This window comes from Cupriavidus sp. 09_S30 (genome assembly GCF_056930435.1).
Map to the genome: position 1 here is coordinate 902,571 of NZ_JBXOWI010000002.1, position 25,988 is coordinate 928,558.

The window sequence follows — 25,988 nt, forward strand, 5'->3', positions numbered from 1 at the left end:
CCTGCGAGTCAGTGATAGCCGGTGTCACTCTCCCGCACCTTGCCGCGGAAGACCCAGTAGCCCAGGGCCGTATAGGCCAGGATCACGGGAATGATGATCAGCGCGCCGACCAGGGCGAAGGCCTGGCTGCTGGCCGGGGCGGCGGCCTGCCACAGCGTGACCGAGGGCGGGATCATATGCGGCCAGATGCTGATCAGGAAGCCCATGTAGCCGAGCGCGGCGATGGCCAACGCCAGGAAGTAGGGTGCCTTTTCACGGCGCAGGGCCACGGCGCGGAAGATGCGCCAGGCGCACAGCGCCACCGCCGCCGGCACCGGCAGGAAATAGAACAGGTTGGGCAGGCTGAACCAGCGGCGCGCGATGGCGGGGTCGACCAGCGGCGTCCACAGGCTGACCACGGCGATCATCAAGAGCAGCAGCGCCGTCAGCGGCCGCATCAGCACGAACATCTTGCGCTGCAGCTCGCCTTCGGTCTTGATCAGCAGCCAGCCGCAGCCCAAGGTGGCATAGGTGAACAACAGGCCCAGGCCGGTGAACAGGCTGAAGGGATTCAGCCAGTCGAAGCCGCCGCCGGCGAATTCGCGGTTCACCACGGGGATGCCCTGGATGTAGCTGCCCAGTGCCACGCCCTGGAAGAAGGTCGCCGTGGCCGAGCCGGCGATGAAGGCCAGGTCCCACAGATGGCGCGTGCGATTGGCCTTGGAGCGGATCTCGAAGGCCACCCCGCGGAAGATCAGCCCGACCAGCATCAGCGTCAGCGGCAGATACAGGGCGGACAGCACCGCGCCGTACACGACGGGGAAGGCGGCGAACAGGCCGGCGCCGCCGAGCACCAGCCAGGTCTCGTTGCCGTCCCAGACCGGCGCGACGGTGTTCATCATCACGTCGCGTTCCTTCTCATGGGGGAAGAAGGGAAAGAGCAGGCCGATGCCGAGGTCGAAGCCGTCCAGCATCACGTAGATGAACACGCCCAGGGCGATGATGCCAGCCCAGATCAAGGAAAGGTCAAGCATGGCCGGTCTCCCCAGGCAGCGTGGAATCGATCAGGTCGTCCGCGCCGGAGAGCGGGCGGCGGCCCGAATAGGTGGTCAGGGCGCCGATGGCTTCGCGCTCGCCGGCCGGCGTGTGTTCGTCGGCATGCGGCCCCTTGCGCAGCAGCTTCAGCAGGTAGTAGATGCCCGTGCCGAAGACCAGCAGATAGACCACCACGAAGATCATCAGCGAGACGCTTACCTGCTGGCGGCTGACCGGCGAAGCCGCCTGTGCCGTGCGCAGCAGGCCGTAGACGACCCAGGGCTGGCGTCCGGCCTCCGTGGTGACCCAGCCGGCGAGCAGGGCGATAAAGCCGGCGGGGCTCATCAGCAGGCAGAAGCGGTGGAACCAGCCGGCCCCGTAGAGCCGACCGCGCTTGCGCAGCAGCAACGCCAGCCCCGCCTGCAGGATCATCAGCAGGCCCAGGCCCACCATGAGGCGGAAGGACCAGAACACGATCAGCGAGTTGGGCCGGTCTTCCGGCGGGAAGGTCTTGAGCCCGCGTATCTCGCCGTCCCAGGTATGCGTCAGGATGAGGCTGCCGAGATGCGGCACGGAGAGGGCGTAGCGGGTCACCTCGGCCTTCATGTCCGGGATGCCGAACAGGTTGAGCGCGGTGCCGCCGGACTCGGTCTCCCAGATCCCTTCGATGGCGGCGATCTTCGCCGGCTGGTGGTGCAGCGTATTCAGCCCGTGCGCGTCGCCCACCAGGGCCTGCAGCGGCGCCAGCACCAACAGTATGCCGAGCGCCATCGAGAAGGAGGTCTGGATGGCCTGGTCGCGCCGCTGCCGCAGCAGGTGCCAGCCTGCCGTGCCGGCGACCAGCAGCGCTGTGCACAGGAAGGCCGCCAGTGCCATGTGCATCAGGCGGTAGGGGAAGGACGGGTTGAAGACGATGGCGAACCAGTCGGTCGGCACCACCCGGTTGTCGATGATGGCGTAGCCGGTGGGGGTCTGCATCCAGCTGTTGGACGACAGGATCCAGAACATCGAGATCAGCGTGCCGACCGCCACCATCACCGTGGCCGCGAAGTGGGCGCGCCGGCCCACCTTGTCCCAGCCGAACAGCATGATGCCGAGGAAGCCCGCTTCCAGGAAGAAGGCGGTCAGCACCTCATAGGTCAGCAGCGGGCCGGTCACGCTGCCGGCGAAATTGGAGAAGGCGCTCCAGTTGGTGCCGAACTGGTAGCTCATCACCACGCCCGAGACCACGCCCATGCCGAAGGCGACGGCGAAGGCGCGCGACCAGAAGCGGCACAGGTCCAGGTAGACCTGGCGGCCGGTCTTCAGCCACAGCCCTTCGAGCACGGCGATGAAGCTGGCCAGCCCGATGCTGAGCGCGGGAAAGATGATGTGGAAGGAAACGGTGAAGGCGAACTGGATGCGTGCCAGGTCGACGGCGCTGAGCATATGCATTTATTGCTCCTGCTGTCTGCCGGCCGCGGCGCGAAGGCGGGCGGGGGATGGGTGGATTGCTGCGCGGCTGGAAGGGTGCAGCGGGCTGCTGGCCGGCGCCGGCGATGTACCGGGCGTGGCTTGTGCCACCTGTGGCGGCGGGTCATCTGGCTTGTAGCGGAACACGGGAACTTCGCAATGACATCGAGGGATGCCTGCAGTTTGCTCGTGGTGCCGGAACGGTAACAGAATCAGGAAATTTAAATTTTTGCGTATCAGTTTGGGGCGGGGCGTACCGCTGCGATGGTTCCCGCGCAGCGGTGCGGCGTATCGCCGCATCCGCCCCCGCGGCCCGCGCGCAATCTCGTCCGCGCATCGTCGCGGTGGCTGCTGGTTTGTCTTCAGGCGGCCGCAGCTCGACCTGCCTTGCCGTGCGGGACAAAGCTGCCGCGGCGAACTGTGCGCGGCCGCGCGGGGCGCACGGATCCCCACCTTGACCCCGCAATATGCGGTTCTATACTCGCGTTGCACGGGGAGCGACATATTCGCCGCCTGGCATTCCGGCGCCGCTGCGTGCCGGAGGGACGCATAGCGTACAGGAGACCGTCATGACGGATCGAGGCACGCCGAAACCGGGTGGCCGGCACTGGCTGTGGCTGCTGGTGCTGCCCTGGATCGCCATGCTCTGGGTGCCTTCCTACAATGCCGTCGACCCGGTGCTGTTCGGCTTCCCCTTCTTTTACTGGTACCAGCTCGCCTGGGTGCTGATCGGCGCGGTCATCACGGCGCTGGTCTATGTGAAGACCAGGGGCATCCATACCCAAGGGGGGCCGCAATGAGCGTCGTCGCCACCTCGGTTTTCGTCGCCCTGTTCGCCTTCGTGACGGTGCTCGGCTTCGTTGCAGCGCACTGGCGCAAAGGCGATCTTGCGCACCTGGACGAGTGGGGCCTTGGGGGACGGCGTTTCGGCACCATCGTCACCTGGTTCCTGCTCGGCGGCGATCTCTATACCGCCTATACCTTCATCGCGGTGCCGGCGCTGGTGTTCGGGGCGGGCGCCACCGGCTTCTTCGCCTTGCCTTACACGATCCTGATCTACCCCTTTGCCTTCGTCGTTTTTCCCAAGCTGTGGAGCGTTGCCAAGCGCCACGGCTACGTGACCGCAGCAGATTTCGTGCGCGCGCGCTACGACAGCCGCGCGCTCGCGCTGGCCATCGCCGTGACCGGCATCGTCGCCACGCTCCCCTATATCGCGCTGCAGCTGGTGGGCCTGGAAGTGGTCATCGGCGGGCTGGGCTTCAATACGACCGGCCTGGTGGGCGACCTGCCGCTGATCATCGCCTTCGCCATCCTGGCGGCTTACACGTATACCTCCGGCCTGCGCGCGCCGGCCATGATTGCGGTGGTCAAGGACCTGCTGATCTACATCACCATCGCCGTGGCCATCGTCGTGATTCCGATGCGCCTGGGCGGGTTTGCGCACATCTTCGGCGCGGTGCCTGCGGAAAAACTGCTGCTCAAGGCGCCCGACAGCACCAGCCTGAACGGCTACAGCGCCTATGCCACGCTCGCCCTCGGGTCGGCGCTGGCGCTGTTCCTGTACCCGCACTCGGTCACTGCCATCCTGTCCTCGTCGTCGGGCAACACCATACGGCGCAATATGGCGCTGCTGCCGGCCTACTCGCTGGTGCTGGGCTTGCTGGCGCTGCTCGGCTACATGGCGCTGGCAGCCGGTGTCCATGAGATGCCCGAGTTCGTGCCCTACTTCAAGGCTTATGGCGCCAACTTCGCCGTGCCGGCGCTGTTCCTGCATTTCTTCCCACCCTGGCTCGTCGGCCTCGCTTTCGCGGCGATCGGCATCGGCGCGCTGGTGCCGGCGGCAATCATGTCGATCGCGGCGGCCAACCTCTACACGCGCAATATTCACAAGGCGTTCATCAACCCGGAGATGACGCACGTGCAGGAAACAAGCGTGGCCAAGCTCGCGTCGCTGGTGGTCAAGCTTGGCGCGGTGGCCTTCGTGCTCGGCCTGCCTCAGACCTATGCCATCCAGCTGCAGTTGCTGGGCGGCATCTGGATCATCCAGACGCTGCCGGCCATCGTGCTCGGCCTCTATACCCGTCTGCTCGATCCACGCGGGCTGCTGCTGGGTTGGGCGGCGGGCATCGCCACCGGCACGTGGATGGCGGCATCCCTCAAACTGGCAGGCTCGATCTATGCCATCCATCTGGGCGGCATGGCGATCCCGGGCTATGCGGCGGTGTGGGCCCTGATCGCCAACCTGGTGGTGGCGATTGCGGTCAGCGCCATCTTGTGGGTGCTTGGCATTGCCGACGCGGCTGACCAAACGCGTCCGGCGGACTACCTCGACGTCGCCGAGGGCTAGTATCCTGTTGCGCAAATCACTCGTCGTGAAATCGCCCGCTTGCCCGCCAGGCGTCGTTGCTTGTCGCTGCCATCGACGGATCACGGCAAACGACAGTTCGAACCGGGTAGCATCACGGTAGATTGAAAAGCGTTTCGCTCTGGCACGCCTTGGCTGTGCCAAAAGCGAATCAACCACACAGCGTTCAGCGCACCCATCCAACATCGCATGACCACGCTCCACATCATCATCCTGGCCTGTGTGCAAGGCCTTGCCGAGTTGTTGCCGGTTTCCAGTTCGGCCCACGTCATCCTGGCCGAGAAATGGCTGGGGCTGGACCCGACCTCGCCCGACATGACGTTGATGCTGGTCATGTTGCATACGGGCACCATGTTCGCGGTCATCGCCTATTTCTGGCGCTCGTGGCGGCAGACGTATTTCTCGTCGACCAAGGCGCTGTGGAACAACGGTGTCCTGCTGGCAGTGGCCACGGCAGCCACGGGCGTCGTCGGGCTGGCCCTGCTGTATGTCATCAAGCATGCCGTGATGGGCGGCGCCGACAGCTTCGAGGTGGAACATCTCTTTGGCAATACCAAGCTGATGGCGGTCAGTCTGGCCGTGGCTGGCGTGCTGATCATCGTGTCCTCCAGGCGCGCCGGCACGGCCACCGAAGACCTGACTGGCCGGCGTGCCCTGTGGATTGGGGCCGTGCAGGGGCTGTGCCTGCCGTTCCGCGGACTGTCGCGTTCGGGCGCGACGATCTCCAGCGGGATGCTGCTGGGTGTGCAGCGCCGCCGCGCCGAGGAGTTCAGCTTCGCGCTCGCCGTGATACTGACGCCAGCCGTCATCGCCAAGGAGGGCTATCGCTTCTTCAAGGCGCATGCGGGCGCGACCGACGGCCTGCTGCACATGCTAGCCCCGAGCCTGCTGGGCATGGTGTTCAGCTTTATCGCCGGCTTGCTGGCCCTGCGCTGGCTGTCGCGCTGGCTGGAGCAGGGGCGGTGGTACCTGTTCGGCTGCTACTGCCTGGTCGCGTCGGTCGTCGTGTTTACGGTCGCCGGGTAAAGCAGCCATGGCGGACCCGTATTGAAGAGAATGAGCGCAGGCAGGCTGCGCTCGCAGAACGGGCCGCGAGCCTTCAGACGTAGTAGATGAGCGAAGGGGCGCAAGCCAGCCAGGAAAACTCATGGGCATCCCCCTGGACACCGAGAAGGCCATCTATCGGCGCTACTGTTTCGCATCAGCGCAAAGAAACGCAAGCACGGCCTTCGAGAACTGATCCGCGGAATCGACGTTGGAGATGTGCGCTGCGCCAGCGATCTCTACATATTCCGACCGGCTGACTTGGCTCGCCATTCGCTGCGAGAGGGCCGGTGGCGACATGCGGTCGTGATCGCCCGCGATGAAGAGGACTGGCATTGAAAGCGATGCAAGCGCTGTACCTATGTCAAAGCCTGCGATGCCCTCGGCCACATGGGCAATCGATGGCCCGTCCGCCGTTGCCGCCAGGGCGTGCCAGACCTGATAGGTTTTCATTCCATCGGAACTTGCGCGAAATGTCTCGTTGACATTGATTGGCCAGATTCCCTCCAAGCGCTTCACCGGGCCATCTTCGCTACGGAAGGTGGCCGCCCATCCTTTGGCCATGGTCCGGAATTCGTCCGTCGCGGTTGTATAGAAGCTGTTCGCGACCACGAGCTTGCGCACGCGCTCGGGGTGCGTCAGCCCAATTTCCATCGCCACCATTCCGCCGAGCGACAATCCGATCACGTCGGCGCTGTCGAGGGCGAGATGGTCGAACAGGGCGAGCACATCGCCGGCGAGATCGGAGACGCTGAATAGGCGGTCGAGTTTTCCCGAAGCGCCGTGACCGGCATGGTCCGGCACGATCACCCGGAAGCCGGCCTCAACCAGCGGCGCGACCTGAGGCGCCCAGGCGCGGCCGGAGTTGCTGATGCCGTGCAGCAGGACGATCGGGCGGCCGGCTCCGAACTCGATGAAGTAGTTCCGGCGATTGCCGGAGGTGTAGTAGGCCATGATGATCTCCTCGGGTGATGGGCTTAGCGGGAAAGGCGGGGATAGGAGGCGGGAGAGAAGCGCAGGCACAAGAGGGCAAGAAGCACCGTGCCCGTGGCCATTACCATCCAGGCCTGCGAGAGATCGGAGAACCGGTCGCGCAGGATGCCGGCCAGCAACGGCATCAGGCTGGCGATGAGGTAGCCGCCGCCCTGGACGAAGGCTGCGAACTCGCCTGCAGCGACCGGATCCTCCAGATGGTCGAGCGTCAGGATCAGCGAAAGCGGAAAGAGCGCCCCGATTCCGAGCCCGAGCAGGCCGCTCGCAAGCACGGGCAGGGACAAGGGCGCCACGATCAGGCAGACAAGACCCGCGAGAAGCAGTGCCAGCACGAACAGGAGTGGGCCTCGGCGATCGGGAAAGCGGCCGACGAACGCGGACACGGCAAGACCCGCCAATACTTCAGTGACAGTCAAGCCGCCGAGAAGATAGGCTGCGTCCGCGCGGTTCCAGCCGAGTGCGGTGTAGAAGGGAGGTAGCCAGGCGAGCACGAGCGTGTAGGCGCCGGTTCCGATGCCGAAAAAGAGAAGCAATGCCCAGGCGCGCTTTTTGCGCCAGAATTGCCTTGGAGCGCGCGCAGGCGTGATCCTCTGTGGGATATTCATCCGCATAGGCGTCGCCGCGAACCACAGGACCAGGCCGGCGAACGCAGGTACTGTCCAGATTGCGAGTGCGCCCGCCCAGCCCACCAGGTCGGCAAGACCAGGAGCGGAGGCCGCCGCAATGGCGGCGCCTCCCATGATGCCAGTCGTGTAGAGCCCCATGATGCGGCCCGCCTTTGCGCCGTAGTCTCGTTTGATGAAGCTTGGCAGCAGCGTCTGGACAAAGGCGATCCCAATTCCAGCCAGGACCGCTGTCCCGATCAGTCCTGCCTTCGAGGGCCAAGCAAGCCGCCCGAGGCAAGCCAGAACGAGCAATGCCGCGCCGACGGCAATCCCAGGCCCCTCGCCAAACCATTGCCTGAGTTGCCGTCCGAATAGAGCGCACAACCCCATGACTGCCACCGGAAGGGTGGTAAGAAGACTTGCCTCGGTGTGGCTGAAACCGGTAGATGTCTCTATCTGGTCGAGCAGAGGGCCGATTGCGGCCATGACAGGCCGCAGATTGAGCGACAGGCCAATGATGGCGATGCCGGCCAGCGTTGGCATTCCATGGAGGGGGCGCATGCTAGGTTCCAGGTAACTTTATGTCGTGTATCTCGATATCGAGACATTCTACGCACGACAGGCATCGCCCTCAAGATATAATTCGACATCAAGTTTCTTTTTGTCGAGATAGATGATGACAGACCGTGCGGCCCGGATGAAAAAGGAATGGCATCAGGAGCACCCTGAGTTCGATGCCAGCGTGATGGCGACGGTCGGGCGGATTCTGGAGGCAGCCAAGCTCCTTGACCGCGAGTGGCTCGCGCCCTTCGCGGCGCGCTTCGGTCTTCAGAAGGGCGAATTCGACGTGATCGCCACGCTAAGGCGGTCAGGCGCCCCCTACGAACTGACACCCACGGTACTCTATGAGTCGCTGCTGATGACATCGAGCGCAATGACCAGCCGGCTTGATCGTCTTGAGCGCGCGGACCTGATCGAGCGACATCCCGATCCCGCCGACCGGCGGGGCGTCCGTGTGCGATTGACGGAGAAGGGCCTTGCTCTGATCGAGGAGATGCTTCCCCTGCATGTTGCGAACGAGCAGGAAGCGCTCGGGGTACTAAGCAAGACGGAACGCGGGCAGCTCGATCGTCTCCTGGGCAAGCTGATCGGAAGCCTATCCCATAGCTAGTTTGCGCACTTGCGTGGTCTCTGCGAGCCAATGCAGGTTACGTACGGCGCCTCGGCGGCGCTGGCGCTGCAGCGCCAGCGCCGCAAAGCGCGATACGCGCTATAGCGACACGCACAAAGAGGCGAACGGGCGTGATCCCGTTGTCGTGGCCGGGGGGCTTGCCTGGTCTTGGGAAACGAAACTGAGCCGGAATCACAGGCAAAGCCATGCGGGAGCGGTCGTCACGAGTATCAAGCAAATGCCGAAGCCGCTCGCGGGCCGCGCACCAGGCGCCCTGGCAATGCATCCGTGGCCTCGCCCTCCCGGTAGACTGGTACGCCCGAAACCACCGTGGCAACATAGCCGCGCGCGCCTTGCAGCAAGCGCTTGCCGCCGGCCGGCAGGTCATAATGCATGGTTGGCTGATCCACGCCGAGCCGATCCATATCGATCACATTGAGGTCGGCCTTCATACCCACCGCAATCACCCCGCGATCGAGCAGCCCCACGGCGCGCGCGGTGTCCGAGGTCTGCCGCTTGACCAGCCACGACAACTCAAACCTGCGGCGCTCGCGATCGCGGCCCCAGTGGGACAGGAGATAGGTGGGAAAGCTCGCGTCGGAGATCAGGCCGACGTGCGCGCCGCCATCTCCCAACCCGATCACCGTGTTCGGATCCGCAATCATCTCGCCGCATGCATCGAGGTTGCAGTCCGCGTAGTTGGCGAACGGCGCATACAGGAAGCTGCGCCCCTCGTCCTCCAGCAGCAGGTCATAGGCCAGTTCCGCCGGCGTGCGGCCCTGCCGGGCCGCTTGGGCCGCAATTGAGCTATCCCGGTCCGGTTCATAATTGGCCGGCTTGCCAAGCGGAAAGATCAACTCAAAGCAAGTCAGCCGCCGCGCGAACTCGCTCGCTGGCGGGCGCTCCACTTCCTCCAGCAGGCGTTGGCGACGGGAGGGCTCACGCATCAAGGCCACGCGCTCCCTGACGGGGCGGTCGGCGATGTCGATATAACTCGGGCACCGGGAGAACGGATTGCGGCTGGCCTGGATGCCCAGCAGCGTGCCGATTGGACGCGGGGCCACCTGCGCACGAATAGGCAGGCCAGCCTTGACGGCATCGGCGGTCAGCGCGAGCAGCCTGCGCCAGTCGTTCTCATAGCCCCGGCTGTGCCTCTGCGCCAAGGAGAAGGACAGTGGCCGGCCGGAGCGTTCCACCACTCGCCGCAGCATGGCGAATTCTGTTTCCAGGTCCGGCGCGTCGAAATCGGACAACAAGGAGATCACGCCGCGGCCGGCGTCTTTCAGGCCCATCGCGATGCCCAGCAGCTCGTCTTCCGCCGCACGCAACGACGGCGTCGGGTCGCCCCTCAGACTGCGGTGGTTAATGGAACGGGAAGTCGAGAAGCCAATGGCTCCGGCTCGCATCGCCTGCGCCGCCAATTCCCGCATCCGCGCGATGTCATCGGCGGTGGCTGCCTCCAAGCGAGTCGCGCGTTCTCCCATCACATAGACGCGCAACGCGCCATGCGGCAACTGAGCGCAAAAATCTATGTCATGCGGGCGCCGCTCCAACGCGGCGAGATACTCCTCGAAGCTCTCCCACTGCCAGTCCAGCCCTTCATGCAGCGCAACGCCCGGGATATCCTCCACCCCCTCCATCAGTTCGATCAGGCAGTCCCGGTCACTCGCCCTGACCGGCGCAAAGCCCACGCCGCAGTTGCCCATCACCACCGTCGTGACGCCATTCGTACTGGATGAGGCCAGCCGCGAATCCCATACAGCCTGGCCATCGAAGTGCGTATGAATATCCACGAAGCCCGGCGTCACCAGCTTGCCGCGTGCGTCGATCTCCTCCTTCGCCGCACCCGATACCTTCCCGACCGCCGCTATCCGGCCAGCAGCTACCGCCACGTCGGCCTCAAACAGCGGATTTCCCAGCCCGTCCGCCACCATGCCACCGCGGATCACCAAATCGAATGTCTTGCTCATTGTTCACCTCCTTTGGAATCAGCTACGGCAAGCTGTATGCATGCCGAGAGGATGCCCAGTGAGTGGCTCCTTCCGGCAAAAGTCAGTCCGCTCAAAGCACGGGCGGATCCTCCAGGTCCACCTCCAGGTTCTCCAGAAACCGGCTCACCAGCATGTAGAACCCTATCGTCAGCATCAGCTCCACCAGTTGCTTGTGCGGCAGCACCCGCGCCACGGCATCGAACAGCGGCTCGGGTGCCTTGACTTGGCGGACCACCGCATCGGTGAAGCGCAGAACGTCTAGTTCCAGCGAAGAAAAGACGCCGGCTGCCGGGTCCCCGTCCGGGTTCGCCAACACTGCGTCTATCTTGGCGTCCGGCACCCCGGCCTGACGGGCGACGCGGCAATGCTGATGCACTTCATAGCCCGCGCGCGAGATGGCTCCCACGCGCAGGATGACCAGTTCGCGCAGGGTCGGGTCGATCTCCGAATTGCGCAGGATGGCGCCTCCCAGCGCGAGGAAGCCGTCGGCCACCGGGCCACCGTGGGCGATCATGCGATAAATGTTCAGCGGCGGCCGCGAGGCGACCAGCGCGCGAAAGGCCGGCGAGGCCTGTTCCAGATCGAAATAAGGGATGCGTGCCATGGTTTGCTTCCGTGGATGCGTTCTCAAATGTGCTGCGAGTTTGTCGAGCTTGATGCCGTTGTTGCGGATGACCGCCTGCCACTTCAGCGTCTCCCGCGGCGCAGAGAAAGCGGGTCAGTTTGCGCTTGGGCGCGACCTCACTGCGCCAGGGCGATGCCGGCCGCCAGTCCGCCATCCACCTGCAAGGCATGTGCGTTGACGTAGGATGACTCGTGCGAAATCAGGAACAGGCAGGCGTATGCCACTTCCCAGCCGGTGCCCTGCCGGCCGAAAGGCAGCGGCGCGCCGAGCCGCCCCGGCCGGCGCGCGGTGGCAGCGCGGCCCAACGGCGTGTCCATCAAGCCAGGCAGGACGCTGTTGCAGCGGATGCCCTTCTTCTGCCCCGCCATCGCAATCGAACGCGCCAGCGCGACCTGTGCGGCCTTGGTGGTCTCATACGCGGGATTGCCGCTCGAATTGCGCAACGCCGCCAGCGACGACATCAGCACGATCGAACCCCCCGAGTCCATCAACCGCAGTGCCTGCTGGGCGAACAACATATTGCTGCGCACATTGACAGCGTGCTCATGGTCCCATGCGGCGGCGTTCTGCTGGTCCAGTGGCAGCCCGCTGGCAATGCCGACCACCATGACGAGTCCGTCCAGCCCGCCCATCTGCCGGCAGGCACGCTCGGCCAGCGGCGCGATGTCGTCGGCGCGGGCGACGTCGGCCACCTCGGCGAACACGTTGGCGCCAGTCTCGCGGGCCAGCCGGCAGGTCTCGTCGACGGCCTCCTTCGACACATCCACGCAGGTCAGCGTCGCCCCTTCCCGCGCGAACAGCAGCGAAATGGCCCGTCCGTTGCCGACCGGGGGGTGCGGATCATCGATGGCACGCTGCCCGGCGCCGACCACCAGGATGCGCCGCCCCTTCAGGCGGCCGCCCGCCGGAGGCAATTGCCCCAGCGCTTCGTCGAACATCTGCACTTCCGCTTGTACCGCTCGCACTGCAGTCATTGTGGCGACCTCCATGAGAGATAGGTGGCAGTCCGGGCGATCTCCCCGCAGCCTGTGACAGCCAGCTTACGAAAGCAGTGACCGCCAGATGTGGAATCGATTTCAGCTTGCTGATAACGTAGCGTAGCAACGCAGGAAATTCGCGTCTAACCGTGGAACGTTTTCATTAGGGAAGACCATGAAGGGAAAGGCATCGGTGCGGGACGTGGCGCAAGCCGCGGGGGTCTCGGTGGGCAGCGTGTCGCGCGTGCTCAATAGCAGCGGCTACGCCAGCCCGGACGTGCGGGCGCGCGTGATGGCGGCGGTGAAGGCGCTCGACTACGCACCCAGCTTTGCCGCGCGGCACTTGCGTACCGGCCGCAGCCACACCGTCGGCTACCTGACCTCGAACATCAGCAATCCGCTGCTCGCCGCGCACTTCAGCGAGGTAGAGCGGCACATGCAGGCCGCCGGCTATTCGATGCTGATCGGCAACACCATGAATCAGCCGAACCGGGACCGCGCGCTGGTCGCGCTGTTCGAGACGCGGCGGCTGGAAGGCATCATTGCCGCGCCGAGCCTGGAAAGCAGCGATCCGGCAGACGACCTGTTCGGCGACTCACGCCTGCCGGTGGTCATCCTGGACCGCGAAGTACCCGCGCCACGCGACGCAGTGCTGAACGACCACCGGGCCGGACTGCGGCGAGCGGTGGAACACCTGCACGTGCTGGGGCACCGCCGCATCGCGCTGTTCGGCCCGGCCGTGCACATCCGGCCGGGGCGTGAGAAGCTCGTCGGGTACCAAGAGGGACTGGCAGAAGTGGGGCTGCCCTATGACCCAGCGCTGGTGAGTATGTCGCGCTCGTCGATGGACTCTTCGCGCGCGCAGATGCGCGAGATGCTGGCCCTGCGTCAGCCGCCGACGGCGCTGATCGGGCTGGGTACACGCCTGCTTTCCGGCGCGCTGTACGAGGCGCGCAACGCCGGCCTGGAGATTCCGCGCGACCTGTCGGTCATCGCCATGGGCACGCCCGAGACGCTGGAGCTGATGTATCCGCCGCCGACCATGTTGCGCTTCAATACGGCGCTGTCGGCCGAGTGCACTGCGCAACTGATGCTGGACCGGCTCGAGGCCCGGCATACGGGCGAAGCCAGGCAAGTGGTCATCCCGATGGATCTGGTGCCCGGCGAATCGTGCGCGCCACCGCTGCGGCGGGCTGCCGGGCAGGGCAAGAGCGAAGGGAAGAGGGGCGGGACCTGACAAGACTCGAACTGCAAGCTCTTCATCTCGCTATGCGATGAAGAGACGCAGGAAAAGCAGAATGAAGGTCAATCTCAGCAAGAGATTCAGTCCTTGCCGGCCCCGGCCGCCTAGTGTCCGGCAAGAGCGAGGTGTCTACGTACCGCCTCGGCCAGTTCGGCCGCGGCTGGTGACAGGCTGCGGTTGCGCAGCGTGACCAGGCCGATGGAGCGCTCGGCCACCGGGCCGGTCAGCAGGCGCTCGACGATGCCTGGCTGGCGTACCGTGCCTGCCGCGATCTCCGGCAGTGCGGCCACGCCGAAGCCGCACTCGACCATCGCGGCGATGGTGGCCAGGTGCTCGGCCTCGAATACCGGCTGAAAGCGGATGCGGTTCTGCAGGAACGCCCACTCGGCGTATTGCCGCACGCTGCTGGGGTGGGTCATCGACACATGCGGCGCGCTGGCCGTGTCGGCCCAGCGCAGCGGCCCGGTGGCGCGGGCCATCGGGTGCGCGGCAGGGATCAGCAGGAGGAAGCGGTCGGACATCAGCGGCTCGTAATGCAGGTCGGCCTGCTGCGGGTCGGCCGCGGTCAGTGCGAAGTCGACCTCGCCCGCGCGCACCAGGTCGAAAGCCGGGCCCGACAGGGTGTCGAAGACCTTGAGCGCCACCTCCGGCCGCTCGCGGTGGTAGGCCATCAGCACGCGCGGCAAGATGCGCGCCGCGAGCGAGGGCAGGGCCGCCACCGCGACCTGGCCGCGCTCGGCGCTGGCGATGCCGCCGACCGCATCGATGGCGTCGCGGAAGGCCGACTGCAGCAGCGCGGCCTGTTGCAGGAAGACCTTGCCGGCGGCGGTCAGTCGCACCGTGCGGGTGGTGCGGTCGAACAAGCGCACGCCCAGTGCGTCCTCGATACGCAGCACCTGGGTGGACAGCGCGGACTGCGACAGGTGCAACTGGCCGGCGGCCTGGCGGAAATTGAGGGTGCGCCCGAGGACCAGCACGGTCTCGATATCGCGCATCGAAAGGTTGATTCGGGCTGGAGTGCTCGATGGTTCCGGAGGCAAGGACATCTTGGATCTGACCTGACGGGATGCCGAGGCGGCTTCGAAGGCCCGAGCCGGCGACGGCAAGACATGCGCTCCACGGCGAGTGCTTTGCACTGGAGCTGGGTTGGCTTCCCCCCACCGAAGAGGGGCTGGAGTCGGTGCCGGTTCCGGCCGTTAACCACAATCACCGGGAAGTCGCCGTTGCTCCGTGCAAGCATGGACACCGATCACATCCTCGGCCTCGGCTCCCTTGAAAATCGGGTGCTTATTCTGGTCGACATCGACAAGGCGGTCAATAGCGAGCACGCAAGCCGCATTCAGGAGCGCGCAAGGCATGATGATGAAGATCGAACACGATCGCTCAATGGAATACCAATAAAGAAATGCCGAGCCATTCTGATTCGCAGGGAGGAAAAGAATCGCTGGACGATGCTTCCCAATTGTATGGCCCGGCCTGGTCGCCGGCGCTGGCTGCGATGGGCGAAGCACTGCGGAAAAGAGCTGCCGAAATTGCCGACGAGTTCTACAGCCGCTTGCTTTGCCTTGCCGATGCAAGACGGCTGATCGAGGCCTTGTCCGATTCCGAACTCCAGCGTTTCAAGTCGCTGCAGATCGAGAACTTGCTGATGCTCGCTGCGCCCGATCTGACGGCGGCGAAGCACCGTGCCATCGCCTTGCAGGTAGGACGGGCTCATTTTATCGCGGGGCTGCAAAGAAAGGACCTGGTGTGCAGCCAGGACATCCTTCACGCGTCTGTTCGGCGCCACGTGAATGTCGGTCTGCATGGCGATGCGCTATCCATCCTGGTCAGGCGCCTGATCCGCGATCTGGCCTGGCAGATGGAGGCCTACCAGCAGCTGCAAGCCGCGCGCAACAAGGTGCTGGTTGATATTACCCAGCTGGCGTGGAAAGCGGACAGCTACACTGACCTGATCGGGAATGCCGCCAAGGTACTGGGCGCTCACGAGGAGATTGTCGGCTGTTCCTTCGGCCGACCTGACAAGCAGGGGTTATTTCGCTTCGAGTCCGTCTCCGGCAGCAGCGTGGAAAGTTATCTCGCTGCGCTCGAACAGTCCGAGGCGGGCCCGATCATGACCGGCAATCGTGCGCAGGGACGAGGGCCGACGGGCAGGGCTTGGTATAGCGGCAAAGTGGAGCACTGCATCAACTTCGCTACCGACGCGAGGATGAGCCCATGGAGAGCGCTCGCAGCGCAAAGAGGAATTCGCTCGAGTGCGGCAATCCCGCTGTGCCAGCCCGATGCCGCCCCAATGGCTGTCCTCACCCTTTATAGTGCCTTTCCGGGTGGCTATACGGCGCCTGACCAGCTTGCCTTCATCTCGCAGTCTGCAGAACCTGTTGGTGTTTGCCATCGCTCGGATCGAAGTCCATCAAGGGCGCACGTACACCGTTCCCTATGCGACGCGGCAGCGCTGGACTACGCTGCTGAGATCGGATGCGCTTGAAATGTACTACCAGCCGCTGCTGGAGTTGGGCAGCTGCGAGGTCAGGAAGGTAGAGGTGCTGGCGCGCCTGTGGGACGGCGATCGGCTTCTGGTGCCCGGGGTGTTCCTTCCTGTGCTGTCCTCGGACGACTTCCTGGAACTCTATGTGCGCGGGCTGGGCAAGGCGCTGGCACAGAGAAGCGGATGGCTGCAGCGCGGCCTGGATATCGATGTCTCCATCAACTTGCCGCCCAAGGCGCTGGGCGACAGCCGATATTACGATGCGACACGGCGGATCTTGCTTGAACACGGCTGCCCGGGGGAAAGACTGACCCTGGAGCTTCTCGAAACGGATGACGTGCCGAGTGGGGTGGATGTCGCAGAGGAACTGGCAAGGTTCAAGGCACTGAACGTCAATCTTGCGGAAGATGATCTCGGGGCCGGGCACAGCAGCCTGACTCGCCTGCGCAGGTTGCCGTTCGATTCCGTCAAGATCGATCGGAGCATCACGGCCCTTGCCGGAGAGGATTCCTCCACGGTGCTGCGCTTCATCTTTCAGCTGACACGCCTCGGGCATTCGCTGGGAAAGTCGGTCGTGGTAGAAGGGGTGGAGAACGAAGATCTACTGGAAGCGGTGACGCTGCTGGGCGCCGACGCTGCCCAAGGTTACGTGATCGCCCGGCCCATGCCGGCGTCGCAGATGACAGCGTGGTTGGAAACGAGACGCCCGCCCGTTCTGCCAGACCGGCATCGCCCCAACAGCCGGCTCGCAAGACTCGCCAGGCTGTTGGTCTGGGAGGAACATCTCGAATTGTTCCTTGGCGAGGTGACGGCATTCGGGCGGGGAGCAGGCATCAATATGACCGACGGCCAGCAAGCCGATAGTCTGGCTGATCCATCTTCATTCGCGTGGTTGGCCTCGTTCCCGTCATTGCCGAAAACCTTCAGGGAAATGGCGGTGCCGTTTCCCTTCGGCTCGGTAGATCCGAGGATACAGAAGGCGCTGGCCGGGGCTGCGGTGAACCATGGTACCCGCAGCGTTGAATACGGCGCCGCACGTCAGGAACTGGTTGCCGCTCTGTCCGTGGGGTAGTTTCGCGCCGGTGAGCCCCGTGAGGAGGCGCCATCGCTACCGCCATAGCGCCTCCTCACACCTAGCATGACAGGCAAGCGGACGATTTCACCTTGCCTGCATATTTGCAGATCAGGGCACTAGCCGTTCGGGTACTCCTTGGCGATCAAGGCGAGTCTCAGCGCGCCGAGCCGAGCGCCCAGATTGCTGAGCAGGTAAAGGTCTCGGCGGCGGTTGCTCGCCTGCAGCGCCGTTGCGTCGTACAGCGCAGGCAGGGGCAGGTTTGCCGGCACCGCGGCTTTCATGCCGTGCGCGTTCGAGGTCTGGACGGCGAGCGAAGCCTGGTCCCGATGCGTGACGACGGCTACGTTCCCCAGGGCGGAGGCCGTGCTTGCCTGATTGACGATTGCGGTAGCCACCGCGTCGAGCGACGGCATCGTAACGGTGCCATTGGCGGCGACGACCGGTGGTGCCACCGAGATGACGGCTCCGCTGCTCAGTTGATATTTCGAGGCCAGGATGCTGGCGACTTCCCACTGTGCATAGATCCGGGCGGGAGTCTTCGCGTGAAGCTGGAAGACGGCATCGGCGATCTGCTCGTTGACGGGGCCTGGAGTCGGCATGTTGCCGGTGCTGGCGGATGCAGCCTGGTTGCCGAAGCTGTAGGCAACGATCGTGTTGATCTGGCTGACGTCGACAGGCGGTGCGGTCCAGGAGAAGAACACGTCGAACAGATAGCCGCTCTCGATGGTGGCGACGCTGGCGTCGTTCAATTCCGCGGTCAGCTTGCCCAGCATCTGATGCTGGAGTTCGGCATCCGAGATCGGAGCGCCGTCGGCGAAGCTAGGTGGGCTGATGGTACACAAGGCTGCGAGCGCTGGGGCGGAGGCCAGGAAATTGCGGCGTGTCGGCATGATGTCGGTTGTCTTGGGCAAGCGGGTAACGTCAGCCATTGGGATAGGCCTTCTTGGTGAGCAGCATCGACTGCATCATCATTTGCGCAAACATATCGTGTACGAGATAGAGGCTCCGGCTGCGCGTCCAGGGTTGGCCGGACTGGGGGTCATAGGTGACCGGCAGCGGGACTTCCTTGGCCGCGTAGGCCTTCATGCCCTGTAGCTGCGTGGTCTGGATGCAGCGCTTGGCGTGATCGCGGTGGCCGACCACTGCCACATTGCCCAACGCGGCGGCGCTCCCCGCGCGCGTGACCACGGCGGCTGCGACGCCATCGGTGCTCAGGTAAACGATGGAGCCATCGCTGGCAACGACCGGCTCGATCGACGTCAGCACATTGGTGCTCATCTGGTACTTCGACACCAGAAAGCGGGCAATTTCCCACTGTGCGTACACCTTGGCCGGCTTCAGCTGATAGATCTGGTGGACGGCATCGGCAAGCGCCTCGTTGACGGGGCCCGGGTCCGGCATGGCCGCCTGGTTGCCAGCGGTGCTGGACGTGTTCCCGCTAGCCGCATTGGGGCGATTGCCGAAGCTATACGCGATGATGGTATCGACCTGGGCGGCCGGGATCTGTGGCAGGTCCCAGGTGAAGCCGATGTCCATCAAGGCTGGCTGGATCGCGTTGGCGGTCGCCGCATCGCCGAGCTGCGCCGTCAGCTTGCCGATCATCTGCGCACGAAGTTCGGCATCGCTGAGCGGGGTGGCGGCGACGGTTCCGCCATCGGTTCCGCCATCGCCGCCACAGGCGGACAGCGCCGACGACGCGGTCAATGCCGATCCGATGGCGAGGAAGGTCCGGCGACGGAGCGGGGGTGCATTTCGATTCATAGGACTGGAAAGTGAGGGGCTAGCGCTTAGTGGCTCGGAAGAATGGGAACGAGCCTTTCCCGGTTGCTGTGGTGCGCGGAGCACCGGTGATTCCTGCGGGATGAAGGGCGGGGCATTTCCACCTCAAGGCCGGAAGCCATCATCCAGCGTCCGCAGGAATGCCACCACGTCCTGGATTTCGCGATCGTTCAAGGCCGGCCGGTCGCCTGGTCTGCGGTCGAGCGGTGCGTCGAAGTCGTCCACATTGCCGCGCAAGGACGGCGGCAGGTCGTCATAGGCCGCGGTCTTGCCGCGCGCGTCGCGGCCGTACCACTTGGCCGGATGCAGGTCGCGTTCCACGTAGAAGCGCACCACATCGTCCAGGCGGTGGAATCGTCCGTTGTGGAACCATGCGCCGCGCTTCGCGGTATTGCGCAGGCTCGGTGTCCTGAACATGCCGCAATACGCGGTCTGGTGCGCTTGATCCTTGCGCTGCGGGCCACAGAGGCCGAGATCGTAGTAGGCGGGATCGGCATTGGCCTGGATCTCCGGATTGCGCGGCACGCCGAGCGCGGCGAACTGGTAATCGGTCAGCAGCGGGTGGGAGCCGTCCGCGCCTTTGTCGATCAGGTGACAGGCAGCGCAATTCCCCTTCTGCGGGTCGGCAAACAATCGCAGTCCGCGCATTTCCGCTGCGCTGAGCGTCGCCTTGCCGTCGAGGTAGGCGTCGAATTTGCTGTCGAAGCGGTGGAAGCTGGGGTCGTCGAGCTCGAACCGCTCCAGCGCTCCCATGGCGAGATTGAAGGCCTGGTCGGGGTTGTCGAACACGGCCGCACCGAAGGCAGCGCGGAATGCATCGGCGTAGGCCGCCCGTTTCAGCTTCTCCACCACCGCCGCCCGGTTCTCATTGGCCATTTCGTTGGGGTCCAGCAGTGGCGCGCCGGCCTGCGCATGCAGGCTGTCGAAGCGGCCGTCCCACATCAGGCCGCCGGTTGGCGGGTTATCGGTTTCGGTCAAGCGCTCGGTCAGGCTGGCCGTTTGCACCTTGTGCCAGATCGGCGCGCGGTTCAGCGTATAGGCCAAGGCCGGCGCGGCGCGCTTGCCCTGGCGATCGAGGTCCGGACCGCCCAGTTGCACGGCCAGGCCATTGGGCGGTCCGTAGCCGTAGGCGGGATCATGGCAACTTGCGCAGGACTGGCGGCCCGAGGCGGACAAGGATGGATCGAAGAACATCGCCTTGCCCAGCCGGGCGAGCACGGCGGCGTCCGGTGCGTGAGCGATCGGCGTATCGGCCGGTGGTGGCGCGGCATCCTTCGGCCGGCATCCGGCCAGCAGGGTCAGCAGCAGCAAGCCGAGCGCGGCGGCGCGGCGTGCGCCGCCGCGCCGCGCGATGGGAAGGCTGAAGGGGAGACTGAAGTTCATGTCGGGAGGCTGCCGCCGGGGGGGGGGGGAATCCCGGCGGCCGGCTGTCACACCATTACGGCCGTTTTCTAGAGGTTGGTGAAAACGTCGGTGCCGAACGTGGCCAAGCCTTCCTGAGCGGCATAGCCGAGGTAGCCGCCGACCTGGAAGATGTCCTCCAGCGACTTGAGCATCGAGTAGTGGTTGTACGGCGTGGTCGACACCGTTCCCGGCTTGATGAACGGCGAAAGCAGCACGGCGCCGGTGCGGTCGCCACCGTGGCTCTGGGTGATGAGGTTGATGTTGTAGGGGGCGTGCGTGAGCGACGCGGGATAGCTGTGCGTGATCGGGAACGTCACGTTCGGGCCCGGCTGCTGGTTGCAGCAGTTCTGTCCGCTGAAGACCAGGTTCATCGTCGGCGGCGTGGTCGATGTGTCCATCGATTGCGTCGCGAACGAGCTTTCGTCGAAGTTGATGATGATCAGGCCGTCCTTCTGGTACGCGGGCGATGCCATGATCAGCGGCACCCATTTCTGCAGGAACGCGTCGGCCGACACCAGTCCGCCCGGCGCGCCGTCGACGCACGGCGCGTCATGGCCGTCGTTGCACAGGCTCGGCGTGATGAAGGTGAAGTTCGCAGTGGTCTCGACTGCCTTCAGGTCACCGCTCAGCTTGTTGAGGTTGACCACGTTCGTCGCGCAATCCGGCGAATCGATGATCGAGTGGAAGTACATGAAGGGGTTGTGGCGGGTGGCGTACATGTCGGCGGGCGCACCACCGGCCGTGGCCGCCTGCGCGGACTGGGTCTTGTCCTGGGTGTTCAGGGCAGGGTGGCCGCAGGTGGCCGACTCGCGGGCAGGATCGTTGCCCATGTCTTCCATATATCCCTTCCAGCTCAGGTTCACAGCCTTGAGCTGGTCCGGCAGCGTCTTGATCGACGCGGGGTAGACGCAGCCGCTGCCGATGGCCTGGCCGTGGTCAGCCATGCCCGTCAGGGTGAAGTCCTTGTAGACCATGCAGTCGTTCTGGGTGTCCGCGGTGACGGCCTGGCCGCTGAGCATCGCGACGTAATTGCCGAGGCTGACGTGCGTGGTGCCGAAATACTGCTGGAGGTGCGCGCCCTGGCTCACGAGGGTCTTGGAGAGATAAGGCGCCTTCGAGTCGCTGCCGAACGTGGTGGCGTAGTTCTGGTTCTCCAGCGTGATGACGAACACATGCTTGATGGACTGGATGGACTTCGGCGCAGGCGTCGATACGGCTGGCGGATTGGGACTGCTGCTGTCGGTGTCGGAGCCGCATGCGGCCACGGCCAGGGTCGCGACGACGGCCGCGCAGGCGGCGGCCAGCCAACCTGCTCGGAGAAATTTGTGCATTGGGACGGTCCTCTTTCTTGTCCGTTTGGTGCCAGCCCATTGGCTCATGGCCTGGCAAGGGCGCAATATAAACAAACGTGTATGTTTGTTTCGTGACAGCACAAACGCACCTGATGCGGCGATGTGAGTTTTCCGAGGTGCTGTCCGCACCATTGGCGGCCTTCGGCAGTGATGGGCCGCGAAGACGCGCAGGAGGTTGCGACGGAGAGGCAGGAACGCCCATGAGGGCGTCGGCCGCATGCCGCCTCCATTGAGCTTGGCAGGCGGGCAGTGTGCGGCGGGATGGTCGACGAGAGGTTATATTGATCTGGATTGCAGATCATTTAATCCATAAATTCGACTTCCTCAATCAAAGCGGGTTCTCTACACTGCGGCCCATTCCCAGCGCCCAGCGCGGACACCCTGGTGGGCGCCCCCCAGCTTTCGAGGAGACCCTATGCAGAACCCGAATGAAGCCGCCACCGTGCTGGCCCGCCCCGGCACCGCGCACGCGGTGGTGGTGGGAGGCGGCACCATGGGCGCCGACGTCGCCGTGGTGCTGACGCGCGCGCTGTGCCACACCACCGTGGTGGAGCCGGACAGCGGCCGCGCCGCGGCGCTGCCGGCACGCGTTGCCGCCAACCTGGCCGCCATCGGCCGCGAGGACGGTGCCGCCGCGCTGCGCGTGGCGCCTGACCTTGACGCCATCGACTGGACCACGGTCGACCTGGTGATTGAGTGCATTCCTGAACGGCTCGATATCAAGCAGGCGCTGTTCGCGGACCTGGAGCGCCGCGCGCGGCCCGACGCCGTGCTGGCCAGCAACAGCTCCAGCTTCCCGATCAGCGCCATCGGCGCCGGCCTGGCCACGTGCGAGCGCATGCTGGGCCTGCACTTCTTCATGCCGGCCCATCTGGTGCCGCTGGTCGAGGTGGTGATGGGCGAGGGCAGCAGCGAGGCCTGCGCCGACGCGCTGATCGCCTTCATGCGGCGCTGCGCGATGGTGCCGGTCAAGGTGCGCCAGGATCTGCCGGGCTTCCTCGCCAACCGCCTGCAGCATGCGCTGTCGCGCGAGGCCTTCAACCTGATCGACCGCGGCATCGCCTCACCCGAGGACGTGGACGCCGCGGTGCGCTTCGGCTTCGGCTTCCGCTTCCTGGCGGCGGGCCCGGTGCTGCAGCGCGACCATGCCGGCATCGACGTGCATGCCGCGGCCGGCGCCACCATGTACCCGACCTTCTGCAACGACGCCGAGCCCGCGCGCTGCCTCGCCGAGCGCGCCGCCGACGGCCGCCACGGCATGAAGCGCGGCGAGGGCTTCTATGCCTGGACACCAGAAACCATCGCCGCCGAGCGCGCGCGCTACGACCGCCTGCTGCGCGCCGGCCTCGACCTGATCGCCCCCGAACTGCCCGAGATCCAGCCATGACCCAGACCGCCCAGCCTTCCCAGGCTTCACTTCCCGCCACGCCGTTGGCCGACTCCCCGCTGATCATCACGGTGGCCCCCAACGGCGCCTACAAGCGTGCCAGCGACCACCCGGCAGTGCCGCTGACGGCCGCTGCGCTGGCTGCCGAGGCCAAGGCCTGCCTGGATGCCGGCGCCGCCATGATGCACATGCACGTGCGCGATGCCGACGGCCGCCACTCGCTCGACGCGCAGACCTACCGCGAGGCGCTGGCGGCGGTGAAGCAGGCGGTGGGCGAGGCGCTGCTGGTGCAGGTGACCAGCGAGGCGGCCGGCGTCTACCGTGCCGCCGAGCAGATGGCGATGGTGCGCGAGCTGCGGCCCGAGGCCGTTTCCATCGGCCTGCGCGAGATCGCCGTGCCCGAGATCGCCGAGGCGGAACTGGCGGCCTTCCTGGCCTGGCTCGCGCGCGAACGCATCATGACGCAGATCATCCTGTACGACACGGCCGACGTGGCGCGCTGGCAGGCCTTGCGCGCACGCGGCATGGTGCCGCCGGGCGCGTGGTCGGAGCTGTATGTGCTGGGTCGCTATTCAGCGGGACAGGTGTCATCGCCGCGCGACCTGCTGCCCTTCCTGCAGGTATCGGATGGCACGCTGCCGTGGGCGGTCTGCGCCTTCGGGCGCGAGGAGAACGCCTGCGTGACCACGGCGGCTGCCTTCGGCGGCCATGTGCGGGTGGGCTTCGAGAACAATCTGCTGCTGCGCGACGGCAGCCGGGCGCCGGCCAATGCGGCGCTGGTGGCCCAGGCCGCGGAGGGCGGGCGGGTACTGGGCCGTCCCCTCGCCGACGCGGCAGACGCCCGCCGCATCTACGGCGCGGTGCGCTGAAGCGGGCGCAGCCCTCAGCCCTCAGCCGTTCGGGCCGGTGGAATCCTCTGCCTGGCCGAACGTCTGGCCTGGCGCGGCGGCGCCCACCCGCCTGACGTCGACCCGCTCGATGCGCCGCTCCGAGACCTCGGTCACGGCGAAACGGAAACCGGCGAGCTCCAGGGTGGCGCCGGCAGCCGGCAGCGCGCCGAAGTGGGCCAGCAGCAGGCCGCCCAGCGTGGCGTAGGGGCGGTCGCGATCCGGGGCTTGTCCCAGGCTGGTGTCCAGTGCCTGTTCCACACTGTGGAGATCGGCCGCGCCGTCCATGCGCCAGTGCTCCTTGCCGGCCGGCACGATGTCCGGTGTCTCGTCCTCGTCGGGGAACTCGCCGGCGATCGCCTCCAGGATGTCCACGGGCGTGACCAGCCCGAGGATGACCCCGTATTCATCGCCGACGAGCACGAGCTGGCCACGCGAGGCGCGCAGGGTGTCCATCAGCGGCAGGATGCCGATCGACTCGGGCACGATGATGGGCGGGCGCAGCGCCGCCGCGTCGATCCTGCCCTTGTTGGTCAGGTCCCAGATCAGGTCCTTGCCGCGCGCCACGCCGACGATGTCGTCGAGCTGGCCCCGGCAGACCGGGAAGAAACTGTGCGGCGCGGCCAGGATCTGCTGGCGCTGGGCGTCCGGGGTGGCGTCCAGGTCGACCCAGGACAGATCGGTGCGGTTGGTCATGATGGAATGCACCGAACGCTCGACCAGCGTCAGCACGCCGCTCACCATGCTGCGCTCCTCGGGCGCGAAGGCAGGCATCGCGCCGGCCGGCTGCGCCGCGTGTTGCTCGGCCGCTTGGTGTTCCGCGCGGCGTGCGCCGAGCAGCCGCAGCACCGCGTCGGCGGTGCGCTCGCGCATCGGGCGCCGCGCCTCGTGGCGCAGGGCATTGCGCTGCGCCACCTGGTTGAAGAACTCGATCACGATCGAGAAGCCGATCGCGGCATAGATATAGCCCTTGGGAATGTGGAAGCCCAGGCCCTCCGAGATCAGGCTCAGGCCGATCATCAGCAGGAAGCTCAGGCACAGCACCACCACGGTCTGGTGGGCGTTGACGAAGCGGGTCAGCGGCTTGGAGGCGAACAGCATCACGCCGATGGAAATCACGACGGCGGCCATCATCACGCCGAGGTGGTTGACCATGCCGACCGCGGTGATCACCGAGTCCAGCGAGAACACCGCGTCGAGGATGACGATCTGCATCACCACCGTCCAGAACCCCGCAGGGGCGGGCTTTTCGCCAGCCGCGACGGAAATGCCCTCCATGCGCTCGTGCAGCTCCGCGGTGGCCTTGTACAGCAGGAACAGCCCGCCCACCAGCAGGATCATGTCACGCGCGGAGAACGAGAGCGTACCGAGGGAGAGCAGTGGCCGGGTCAGCGTGATCAGCCAGGAGATGATGGACAGCAGCCCCAGCCGCATCAGCATCGCCAGCGACAGCCCGACGACGCGCGCCTTGTCGCCCTGGGCGGGCGGCAGCTTGTCGGCCAGGATGGCGATGAAGATCAGGTTGTCGATGCCGAGCACGATCTCGAGCACGACCAGTGTCGCCAGGCCGATCCAGAGTGATGGGTCAGTCAGCCAGTCCATGGTTTTGGGTTCCGGTCGGGAAGTGAGGTGCGCCGCTCCCAGGAAGCGGGGCGGCTTGCTTCGGCTACTTTACCGGAAAGGCTGTGACAGCCAAGCCATCTCGGCCACGCGGGGTGCTGGAATCGGGGCGATGCAGGGGTGGGATGCGATGGCGGGCCGCACTCGCTTGGCGACCCGCAAGCGGGCCGCACGGGCGGGGCGTTGGCTGGTGGGGCCAACGGCCTGTTTCGACTCCCCCTGCGGGGGAGCCGGCCTAGGCTCGTTCAATCGGCGCGGGTCGTTCTAGCCAAAGGCCTGTTTCGACTCCCCTGCGGGGAGCCGACCTACTTTCTTGTCTTGCCAAGAAAGTAGGCAAAGAAGGCGCGTCGGATGCGGCTTAACCCCCCCTCGCCGCATACGACAGGGTAAAGACGCCACGCCTCGCTTCGCATCGGGTGGCGGGTGTTCGGCCAGCTTGCTGGCCGAACACGATGAGTCGGCATGCGATGTCACATCGCACTCACAACGGGAACGGCCAAACCGTCAGTCCGGAGC

22 protein-coding genes are annotated in these 25,988 nt (G+C 65.6%); 9 read left to right on the top strand and 13 right to left on the bottom strand.

Annotated features, from left to right (window positions below):
• Positions 1-8: 8 nt before the first annotated feature.
• Positions 9-1,013, bottom strand: coding sequence for a cytochrome d ubiquinol oxidase subunit II (gene cydB, locus AC1Z3O_RS24220; protein WP_483518404.1), 1,005 nt, complete (start codon positions 1,011-1,013; stop codon positions 9-11).
• Positions 1,006-2,448, bottom strand: a complete 1,443-nt coding sequence (locus AC1Z3O_RS24225; protein WP_483518405.1) for a cytochrome ubiquinol oxidase subunit I — start codon at positions 2,446-2,448, stop codon at positions 1,006-1,008. Before AC1Z3O_RS24225 ends, cydB begins: the two co-directional genes overlap by 8 nt.
• A 587-nt stretch (positions 2,449-3,035) precedes the next feature.
• On the opposite strand from AC1Z3O_RS24225, the gene AC1Z3O_RS24230 reads away from it, so the two are divergent.
• From AC1Z3O_RS24230 to AC1Z3O_RS24240, 3 genes are all read left to right on the top strand, one after another.
• Entirely contained in the window at positions 3,036-3,266 is a 231-nt protein-coding gene (locus tag AC1Z3O_RS24230; protein ID WP_483518406.1) for a DUF3311 domain-containing protein, read from the top strand.
• Entirely contained in the window at positions 3,263-4,813 is a 1,551-nt protein-coding gene (gene mctP, locus AC1Z3O_RS24235; RefSeq protein WP_483518407.1) for a monocarboxylate uptake permease MctP, read from the top strand. Before AC1Z3O_RS24230 ends, mctP begins: the two co-directional genes overlap by 4 nt.
• 207 nt (positions 4,814-5,020) lie before the next feature.
• Positions 5,021-5,857 carry an undecaprenyl-diphosphate phosphatase gene (locus AC1Z3O_RS24240; RefSeq protein ID WP_483518408.1) on the top strand — a complete coding sequence of 279 codons (837 nt, stop codon included), beginning with the start codon at positions 5,021-5,023 and terminating at the stop codon, positions 5,855-5,857.
• A gap of 162 nt (positions 5,858-6,019) precedes the next feature.
• Here AC1Z3O_RS24240 and AC1Z3O_RS24245 read toward each other — a convergent pair whose 3' ends face one another.
• Positions 6,020-6,829 (bottom strand): alpha/beta fold hydrolase, encoded by an 810-nt coding sequence (locus AC1Z3O_RS24245; RefSeq protein WP_483518409.1) that lies wholly within the window; start codon positions 6,827-6,829, stop codon positions 6,020-6,022.
• 23 nt (positions 6,830-6,852) lie between these two features.
• The gene (locus AC1Z3O_RS24250; RefSeq protein WP_483518410.1) at positions 6,853-8,034 is read right to left on the bottom strand and encodes an MFS transporter; all 1,182 of its coding nucleotides are present in this window, start codon (positions 8,032-8,034) and stop codon (positions 6,853-6,855) included.
• Positions 8,035-8,146: 112 nt separating this feature from the next.
• On the opposite strand from AC1Z3O_RS24250, the gene AC1Z3O_RS24255 reads away from it, so the two are divergent.
• Complete coding sequence (locus AC1Z3O_RS24255) at positions 8,147-8,644, top strand: MarR family winged helix-turn-helix transcriptional regulator (protein WP_483518411.1); 498 nt, start codon at positions 8,147-8,149, stop codon at positions 8,642-8,644.
• 230 nt (positions 8,645-8,874) lie between these two features.
• Here the strand turns inward: AC1Z3O_RS24255 and AC1Z3O_RS24260 are convergent, their stop codons facing one another.
• The 3 genes from AC1Z3O_RS24260 to AC1Z3O_RS24270 all read right to left on the bottom strand — a co-directional run bounded on the left by AC1Z3O_RS24260 (position 8,875) and on the right by AC1Z3O_RS24270 (position 12,234).
• Positions 8,875-10,614 carry an N-acyl-D-amino-acid deacylase family protein gene (locus AC1Z3O_RS24260; RefSeq protein ID WP_483518412.1) on the bottom strand — a complete coding sequence of 580 codons (1,740 nt, stop codon included), beginning with the start codon at positions 10,612-10,614 and terminating at the stop codon, positions 8,875-8,877.
• 91 nt (positions 10,615-10,705) lie between these two features.
• Entirely contained in the window at positions 10,706-11,239 is a 534-nt protein-coding gene (locus AC1Z3O_RS24265; RefSeq protein WP_483518413.1) for a carboxymuconolactone decarboxylase family protein, read from the bottom strand.
• 137 nt (positions 11,240-11,376) lie between these two features.
• Positions 11,377-12,234, bottom strand: coding sequence for an SDR family NAD(P)-dependent oxidoreductase (locus AC1Z3O_RS24270; protein ID WP_483518414.1), 858 nt, complete (start codon positions 12,232-12,234; stop codon positions 11,377-11,379).
• Between the two features lie 178 nt (positions 12,235-12,412).
• Between AC1Z3O_RS24270 and AC1Z3O_RS24275 the strand changes: the two genes are divergently transcribed.
• Positions 12,413-13,474, top strand: coding sequence for a LacI family DNA-binding transcriptional regulator (locus AC1Z3O_RS24275; RefSeq protein WP_483518415.1), 1,062 nt, complete (start codon positions 12,413-12,415; stop codon positions 13,472-13,474).
• A 110-nt stretch (positions 13,475-13,584) separates the two neighbouring features.
• Here the strand turns inward: AC1Z3O_RS24275 and AC1Z3O_RS24280 are convergent, their stop codons facing one another.
• Positions 13,585-14,475, bottom strand: a complete 891-nt coding sequence (locus tag AC1Z3O_RS24280; RefSeq protein ID WP_483518416.1) for a LysR family transcriptional regulator — start codon at positions 14,473-14,475, stop codon at positions 13,585-13,587.
• A gap of 410 nt (positions 14,476-14,885) precedes the next feature.
• On the opposite strand from AC1Z3O_RS24280, the gene AC1Z3O_RS24285 reads away from it, so the two are divergent.
• Together AC1Z3O_RS24285 and AC1Z3O_RS24290 are read left to right on the top strand one after the other, a co-directional pair.
• Positions 14,886-15,968 (top strand): GAF domain-containing protein, encoded by a 1,083-nt coding sequence (locus tag AC1Z3O_RS24285; RefSeq protein WP_483518417.1) that lies wholly within the window; start codon positions 14,886-14,888, stop codon positions 15,966-15,968.
• Positions 15,865-17,040: an EAL domain-containing protein gene (locus AC1Z3O_RS24290; protein ID WP_483521960.1), complete on the top strand. Its 1,176-nt coding sequence runs from the start codon at positions 15,865-15,867 to the stop codon at positions 17,038-17,040. Before AC1Z3O_RS24285 ends, AC1Z3O_RS24290 begins: the two co-directional genes overlap by 104 nt.
• Before the next feature lie 119 nt (positions 17,041-17,159).
• Here the strand turns inward: AC1Z3O_RS24290 and AC1Z3O_RS24295 are convergent, their stop codons facing one another.
• From AC1Z3O_RS24295 to AC1Z3O_RS24310, 4 genes are all read right to left on the bottom strand, one after another.
• On the bottom strand, positions 17,160-17,933 hold the full coding sequence (locus tag AC1Z3O_RS24295) for a Tat pathway signal protein (protein WP_483521962.1): 774 nt from the start codon (positions 17,931-17,933) through the stop codon (positions 17,160-17,162).
• A gap of 31 nt (positions 17,934-17,964) precedes the next feature.
• Positions 17,965-18,804 carry a hypothetical protein gene (locus AC1Z3O_RS24300; protein ID WP_483518418.1) on the bottom strand — a complete coding sequence of 280 codons (840 nt, stop codon included), beginning with the start codon at positions 18,802-18,804 and terminating at the stop codon, positions 17,965-17,967.
• A gap of 123 nt (positions 18,805-18,927) precedes the next feature.
• Positions 18,928-20,205: a cytochrome-c peroxidase gene (locus AC1Z3O_RS24305; protein ID WP_483518419.1), complete on the bottom strand. Its 1,278-nt coding sequence runs from the start codon at positions 20,203-20,205 to the stop codon at positions 18,928-18,930.
• Between the two features lie 68 nt (positions 20,206-20,273).
• Complete coding sequence (locus tag AC1Z3O_RS24310) at positions 20,274-21,557, bottom strand: alkaline phosphatase family protein (protein WP_483518420.1); 1,284 nt, start codon at positions 21,555-21,557, stop codon at positions 20,274-20,276.
• 436 nt (positions 21,558-21,993) lie between these two features.
• On the opposite strand from AC1Z3O_RS24310, the gene AC1Z3O_RS24315 reads away from it, so the two are divergent.
• The gene (locus AC1Z3O_RS24315; protein ID WP_483518421.1) at positions 21,994-22,965 is read left to right on the top strand and encodes a 3-hydroxyacyl-CoA dehydrogenase family protein; all 972 of its coding nucleotides are present in this window, start codon (positions 21,994-21,996) and stop codon (positions 22,963-22,965) included.
• Positions 22,962-23,834: a beta-keto acid cleavage family enzyme gene (locus tag AC1Z3O_RS24320; RefSeq protein WP_483518422.1), complete on the top strand. Its 873-nt coding sequence runs from the start codon at positions 22,962-22,964 to the stop codon at positions 23,832-23,834. The genes AC1Z3O_RS24315 and AC1Z3O_RS24320 overlap by 4 nt, the downstream gene beginning before the upstream one ends.
• 21 nt (positions 23,835-23,855) lie before the next feature.
• Here AC1Z3O_RS24320 and AC1Z3O_RS24325 read toward each other — a convergent pair whose 3' ends face one another.
• Positions 23,856-25,454 (bottom strand): TerC family protein, encoded by a 1,599-nt coding sequence (locus AC1Z3O_RS24325; protein ID WP_483518423.1) that lies wholly within the window; start codon positions 25,452-25,454, stop codon positions 23,856-23,858.
• Positions 25,455-25,988: the final 534 nt, after the last annotated feature.